At 38.3% G+C, this 920-nt stretch carries 2 protein-coding genes; both read left to right on the plus strand.

Annotated features, from left to right (window positions below):
- Positions 1-76 precede the first annotated feature (76 nt).
- The gene (locus IQR33_RS18825; protein ID WP_025636769.1) at positions 77-721 is read left to right on the plus strand and encodes a hypothetical protein; all 645 of its coding nucleotides are present in this window, start codon (positions 77-79) and stop codon (positions 719-721) included.
- Positions 721-920 (plus strand): hypothetical protein (locus tag IQR33_RS18830; RefSeq protein ID WP_193843923.1); only part of this gene is annotated, 200 nt, incomplete at its 3' end. The genes IQR33_RS18825 and IQR33_RS18830, both read left to right, overlap by 1 nt.

Here is a 920-nt window from a genome sequence, read left to right on the forward strand (position 1 = left end):
TTAATATGGTATTTATGTGTGAGGTTAGATATAATTATTAACAGTTAATCAATGATATACATTGCTTGGGGGCAGTATGGAAAATTTAGCATTAAAGTTAGTACCCGTTTCAGAACAATTTGAATCAGAATCCTTTTATCAAACACCTGAAGAGATCAAGAAGGAGTTCGAGGTCTCCTCAAAAACTTCAATCGCACGTAAATCTGTTAGTGCCCCATTAAAACAGTTTCTCTCACAGTTCCCTCATTTAGTGTCAGCCCCAGCTTTGAACTATGCGAAAGGGCGTGAACAAGAAAGTAAGGACACTCAAGCTATATACGATTTATCAGGTATGTGTGCAGAGTACGATTACACATTTTGTCCTGATCTAGACATTCTTAAAGCGCATTACTCATTTGTATATTGTGGATATTGCACCAATGTATTGCCCCCTTTACCCAGAAAACAGGTCTGGAAAAACCTAGCTAAGCTCTGTAGTCAAGAGGGCGGCATAGTCGTTGTTTCAGCTCGCTCTAATACGGACCGAGGAATTAAGGGAGTACCGGAGTTTGATGGGTTTCGTACACTCCGAGGTACGTATCAAAAAGGATATTTTAAAGATGAGTTGTTTTTTGAGGCGAAAGAAGTCTTTTCCCACGTAATAGAGCTCAAAACAAAGGGCGCATTTAGGATGGTCATTTGTTCACACTCGAACATCAATTTAGACCAAGGGGAAGGCTAATGTTTGATATCAACAACCAATATACAACAGTTGAGCTTAGCACTGGCCATATAAAGGAAGGAGATGTAGTTGCCCTTGATGAAATCTCTAAGGAAGAATTTTCATTAGTAGCAAAACGAAATACGGGCTATTTCATTAAATTGCATACACAACACGATTTAAATATCCGTAAAGAATATTCTGACGAGCTAAATTTTAT

Source organism: Vibrio sp. OPT46, assembly GCF_015163535.1.
Classification (GTDB): Bacteria; Pseudomonadota; Gammaproteobacteria; order Enterobacterales; family Vibrionaceae; genus Vibrio; species Vibrio alginolyticus.